This is a genomic window from Arthrobacter sp. H41 (assembly GCF_000520535.1).
Lineage (GTDB): Bacteria > Actinomycetota > Actinomycetes > Actinomycetales > Micrococcaceae > Arthrobacter_D.
Map to the genome: position 1 here is coordinate 20,873 of NZ_KI914782.1, position 5,013 is coordinate 25,885.

The 5,013-nt window shown below is 67.6% G+C and carries 7 protein-coding genes; 6 read left to right on the top strand and 1 reads right to left on the bottom strand.

Annotated elements, in window-relative coordinates; genetic code table 11:
• The 6 genes from Y705_RS17995 to dhaM form a co-directional block, all read left to right on the top strand.
• On the top strand, positions 1-772 hold a 772-nt coding region (locus tag Y705_RS17995), incomplete at its 5' end, for an alpha/beta hydrolase family protein (protein ID WP_155849961.1).
• A 28-nt stretch (positions 773-800) separates the two neighbouring features.
• Positions 801-1,304, top strand: a complete 504-nt coding sequence (locus Y705_RS0106580; RefSeq protein ID WP_026532277.1) for an amino-acid N-acetyltransferase — start codon at positions 801-803, stop codon at positions 1,302-1,304.
• Positions 1,305-1,455: 151 nt separating this feature from the next.
• Positions 1,456-1,635 carry a CsbD family protein gene (locus tag Y705_RS0106585; RefSeq protein ID WP_026532278.1) on the top strand — a complete coding sequence of 60 codons (180 nt, stop codon included), beginning with the start codon at positions 1,456-1,458 and terminating at the stop codon, positions 1,633-1,635.
• Between the two features lie 230 nt (positions 1,636-1,865).
• Positions 1,866-2,867: a dihydroxyacetone kinase subunit DhaK gene (gene dhaK / locus Y705_RS0106590; RefSeq protein ID WP_026532279.1), complete on the top strand. Its 1,002-nt coding sequence runs from the start codon at positions 1,866-1,868 to the stop codon at positions 2,865-2,867.
• A 2-nt stretch (positions 2,868-2,869) separates the two neighbouring features.
• Complete coding sequence (gene dhaL / locus Y705_RS0106595) at positions 2,870-3,514, top strand: dihydroxyacetone kinase subunit DhaL (RefSeq protein ID WP_026532280.1); 645 nt, start codon at positions 2,870-2,872, stop codon at positions 3,512-3,514.
• Positions 3,511-4,278, top strand: coding sequence for a dihydroxyacetone kinase phosphoryl donor subunit DhaM (gene dhaM, locus Y705_RS0106600; RefSeq protein WP_026532281.1), 768 nt, complete (start codon positions 3,511-3,513; stop codon positions 4,276-4,278). Before dhaL ends, dhaM begins: the two co-directional genes overlap by 4 nt.
• Before the next feature lie 14 nt (positions 4,279-4,292).
• On the opposite strand, the gene Y705_RS18000 is transcribed toward dhaM, so the two are convergent.
• The coding region (locus Y705_RS18000; protein ID WP_049822379.1) for an HhH-GPD family protein at positions 4,293-5,013 on the bottom strand (721 nt) is incomplete at its 5' end.

Genomic DNA, 5,013 nt, shown 5'->3' on the forward strand with positions numbered 1-5,013 from the left:
GGTGAGGTCGTGGCTGGTCCTGCCGAAGGGCGCCTCGGACGCGTCGCCGGTTCCGGCACTGCTGTGGATCCACGGCGGGCCGCTCGGTTCCTGGAACGCGTGGACGTGGCGCTGGTCCCCGTGGCTGCTCGCGGCACAGGGCTACGCAGTGCTCCTTCCCGATCCGGCCCTGTCCACGGGCTACGGGCAGCACATGATCGACCGTGGCTGGGGCCAGTGGGGCAAAGCCCCCTATACGGACCTCATGGCCGCAACTGATGCGCTGGTGCAGCGGGCCGACATCGACGAGAGCCGCATCGCGGCAATGGGCGGTTCCTTCGGCGGGTACATGGCGAACTGGGTGGCCGGCCACACCGACCGCTTCGCGGCGATCGTCACCCACGCGAGCCTGTGGGCGCTCGACCAGTTCGGTCCCACAACCGACGCGGCCTACTACTGGAAGCAGGAGATGACTCCCGACATGCTGCGGGACAACTCGCCGCACCACTCCGTCGGCAACATCAACACGCCGATGCTCGTCATCCACGGTGACAAGGATTACCGGGTTCCCATCGGAGAGGGCCTTCGGCTGTGGTACGAACTGTTGTCAGCCTCGAAGCTTCCGGCGGACGACGACGGCACCACCGTCCACCGGTTCCTCTACTTCCCGGACGAGAACCATTGGATCCTCAAGCCCCAGCATGCGAAGGTCTGGTACGGCGTCGTCGAAGCATTCCTTGTCCGGCATGTTCTGGGTGAGGAGAAGGAACTCCCGGCCGAACTGGGACTGTAGGCACGCCGGACTTTGTAGACTTGTGCGAATGAGCCCCGACTACACCCTGCGCCACGCCCGGACGTCCGATGTCCCTGCCATCAAGGCGCTGGTGGCGCCGCTGGCGGATCAGCGGATCCTCATGGCGAAGGAAACCGTCGCGTACTACGAGGGGCTCCAGGAATTCCGGATCGCCGAGGGTGCGGACGGAGAGGTGCTGGGGTGCGGTGCCCTGCACATCATGTGGGAGGACCTCGCCGAGGTGCGCACACTGGCCACCGCAGCCCAGGGCCAGGGGATCGGGCGGGGGATCCTCGAGCAGCTCATCGAGGACGCCAGGAACTTCGGGGTGAAGCGCGTGTTCTGCCTGACCTTCGAGGTGCAGTTCTTCGCCCGGCACGGTTTCGAGGTCATGGCGGACCAGTCGGCAGTGGATCCCCAGATCTACTCGGAGCTCCTCCGCTCCCACGACGAGGGCGTGGCAGAGTTCCTCGACCTGGCCCGCGTCAAACCGAACACCCTCGGCAACACGCGGATGATTCGGCACCTGTAGCAGGCGCCGCAGGCTTCCAGGCGGGCTGCAAGCCCTGGTCGGGGGTGGAAATGACAGCCAGGATCTGGATATAGTAAGACTGCTTAGCATCCCAGCGATGCGGTTGGACTGCGGGAACCGCAGTCCGCACACCGAGCGAAAGGATCCACTTATGGGTTTGGATGACAAGATCGGAAACAAGAGCGAAGACCTCGGCGGCAAGGCCAAGGAAGGCTTCGGCAAGGCCACCGGCAACGAGAGCATGGAGGCCGAGGGTCATGGAGACCAGGCCAAGTCCAGCCTCAAGGATGCAGGCGAGAACATCAAGGATGCTTTCAAGAAGGACAAGTAGCACCTCCTTCGACTGCAGATAGTTCGAGAAGTAGACCTGCGGGAGGCGCCCATCACCGGGTGCCTCCCGCAGGCGCGTTAACAGTGTGGCACTGCCGCCGCCGTCGCACGCCCTCGGAAGCCGTGCGCCCTAGGAATGCGGGAAAGCCGAGGGTATCGTTTGGCTTGGCCGGTGCGGTCCGAGGCGGTTCCGCAGGCCTTTCCTGTTCGCAGCCATAGGAGCGTGCCGTCGTGAAGAAGCTCATCAATAGTCCCCGGGCAGTGGTCGCCGAATCCGTCGAGGGTTTCGGGCGTGCTCATGCCGATCTCGTGACCGTTCATCCCGAGCCCCTGTTCATCACCCGGAAGGACTCCCCGGTCAGCGGCAAGGTAGGCCTCGTCTCGGGTGGCGGAAGCGGCCATGAGCCGCTGCACGCCGGGTACGTAGGGCGCGGAATGCTCGACGCGGCCGTTCCCGGGGCCATGTTCACGTCCCCCACGCCCGACCAGATCCTCCCTGCCACCATCGCCGTCGACGGAGGTGCAGGAGTACTTCACATCGTCAAGAACTACACCGGTGACGTCCTCAATTTCGAGACCGCCGCCGAACTGGCCGAAGAGGAGGGCGTGACTGTCCGTTCGGTGCTGGTGAACGACGACGTCGCCGTTGAGGATTCCCTGTATACGGCGGGCCGGCGTGGAGTCGGGGGTACCGTCTTCGTCGAGAGGCTCGCGGGAGCCGCGGCCGAGCGTGGCGACGACCTCGACGCCGTCGCCGCCGTCGCCCAGCGGGTTGTCGACAACGTGAGGTCCATGGGCGTGGCACTCGCGGCGTGCACCGTCCCGCACGCCGGCGTACCGAGTTTCGACCTCGCGGAGGATGAGATTGAGATCGGTATCGGCATCCACGGCGAACCCGGCCGGCACCGCATCGCCATGGAGGACGCCGACGGCATCACGGCGCGCCTGCTCGAACCGATCACTGCAGACCTCGCGCTCACGGCAGGCGACCGCGTACTGCTCATGGTCAACGGCATGGGCGGAACCCCGGCAAGTGAGCTCTACATCGTCTTCCGCAAAACCGTCGAACTGCTCGAGGCACAGGGCGTGAAGGTGGAGCGGTCGCTCGTCGGCAACTACATCACCGCGCTCGAGATGCAGGGAGCCTCGATCTCGGTCCTGCGGCTCGACGACGAGCTGGTGGAGTTGTGGGACTCACCGGTCCATACCGCAGCCCTGCGCTGGGGGGCCTAGCGGTGACGTTATCCACGGAATGGGCAGTCGCATGGCTTCGCGGAGCCGCTGAGGTCGTTGCCGAGAACCGCGCGCTGCTCATCGATCTCGACCGCGCCATCGGGGACGCCGACCACGGCGAGAACCTCGACCGCGGGTTCAGCGCGGTGGTCGCCAAACTCGACGCCGGTGAGGATCCGGCCACTCCCGGCGAGGTGCTGAAGAATGCGGCGATGACGCTGATGTCGACGGTCGGCGGCGCTGCCGGGCCGCTCTACGGGACGGCTTTCCTGCGCGCGGCCAAGGCGCTGGGGGACGCCGTCGAGGTAGGCCCGCATGAGGCGGCGGCGATGCTCGAAGCCGCACGCGACGGCGTGGTGGCCCGGGGGAAAGCCGAAGTAGGCGACAAGACGATGATCGACGCGTGGACCCCGGCTGTTGAATCCGCCCGCACCGCGGCGGCCGCCGGAGCGAGCGCCGGGGAGGTCTTGTCTGCTGCAGCCAACGCGGCGCACGCGGGAGCGGTTGCTACCGAGCCGCTGGTCGCGCGGAAGGGCCGCGCAAGCTATCTGGGCGAGCGGAGCGCCAACCACCGTGACCCGGGAGCAGTGTCGACCGCCATGATCCTCCAGGCGGCGGCAGTGGCGGCAGGCAGCGTGAACCTGTGAGCGGTACGTCCGGCGGCGCAGCGGCCAACGTGGGACTCGTGATCGTCTCCCACAGCGAGAAGATCGCTGAGGGAGTGTGCGAGTTGGCCGCCCAGATGGCGCCCGACGTCGTTCTGGTCGCAGCGGGCGGTATGGACGGTGGAACGGGTGTAGCGCGGATCGGTACGAGCTTCGAAAAGGTCCAGCAGGGTATCGAGAGCGCGGACAGCGGCAGCGGCGTCGTGATTCTCACCGACCTCGGCTCGGCCGTCATGACCGCCGAGATGGCGCTGGAATTCCTGGACCCTGAGCAGCGGGAAAAGGTGCGCCTGGCGCAGGCCGCCCTGGTCGAGGGAGCCGTCGCGGCGGCTGTCCAGGCGCAGGGGGGCGCCCCGCTCGAGGAAGTGCTGAGGGCTGCGGAAGGTGCTGTCGTCTCGATCGACCCGGAGGGGCTGGAGCCCTTCGTCACGCATGAAGCCGCCGTGCCTGGTTCTCCACGGAACCCCTCGGACCCTTCGGGCGCACCGACCGCCGGCGGCTCATGGACCCTTCCCAACCAGATGGGGCTCCATGCCCGGCCCGCCGCGTTCCTGGCGTCAGGCCTTCTGGACCTCGATGCGGAGATCACCATCAACGGGGTGGACGCGAAATCGGTGATGCTGCTCATGAGCCTCGGTTTGGGACAGGGCAGGGAAGTCACGGCCGAAGCCTCCGGTCCGGATGCACGGGCGGCAATCGACCTGATCGAAGCGGCAGTGGTGTCAGGATTCGGGGAACCTGCATAGCCTCCCGCCCGAGTTCACCGCGGCAGGCGGACTCCGTCACCGGTCTCCTCGGCCAGGCCGTCCGCCAGCAGGCCGGCGAGGGAGCGCTCGAGCTGCTCGGTCGGAGCGTGCAGGCGGTGCAGGCGGTCGAGGGCTGTGCTGCTGTAGTTCGCCGGAGGGTGTGCCAGGTCCACGGGCCCGCTCAGCAGCAGATCCGGCATGATGCAGTCCTCGGCTTCGCGCAGGACGGCCAGGATGGCGCCGCGCACCTGCCGGTCCGTGCCGGCCCAGGCCTGTCCCCGGGGGACGTAGTCCGGTTCCGGCCGGCCTGCGGCAACCCAGGCGCAGGATCCAAGGACGGGACAGGCTTCACAGCGCGGCGAACGCGCGGTGCACACCACGGCTCCCAGTTCCATGACACCGGCGTTCCAGCGCACGGAGAGGGCGTCGTCGTCGGGCAGGAGTGCGAGGGCTCGCCGCATCTCGGCGGCCGTAAGGGCCGGTGCCGGCAGTGCCTTGCCCCCCAGCAGTCGTGCGTGGACCCGGCGGATGTTCGTGTCGACAACCGTTTCGCGCGAACCGAAGGCGAAAGCGGCGACGGCGGCGGCGGTGTAGCTCCCCACGCCCGGCAGGGTGAGGAGCGTGTCGTAATCCGAAGGGACGGCGCCCTCGTGAAGGTCCACCATCGCGCTCGCTGCAGCGTGCAGGCGGAGCGCCCGGCGGGGATACCCGAGCCGTCCCCAGTGGCGCACGGCC

Coding starts and splice junctions, on each gene's coding strand:
- Y705_RS0106585 (WP_026532278.1), top strand. CDS start 1,456: ATGGGTTTGGATGACAAGATCGGAAACAAGAGCGAAGACCTCGGCGGC.
- Y705_RS0106580 (WP_026532277.1), top strand. CDS start 801: ATGAGCCCCGACTACACCCTGCGCCACGCCCGGACGTCCGATGTCCCT.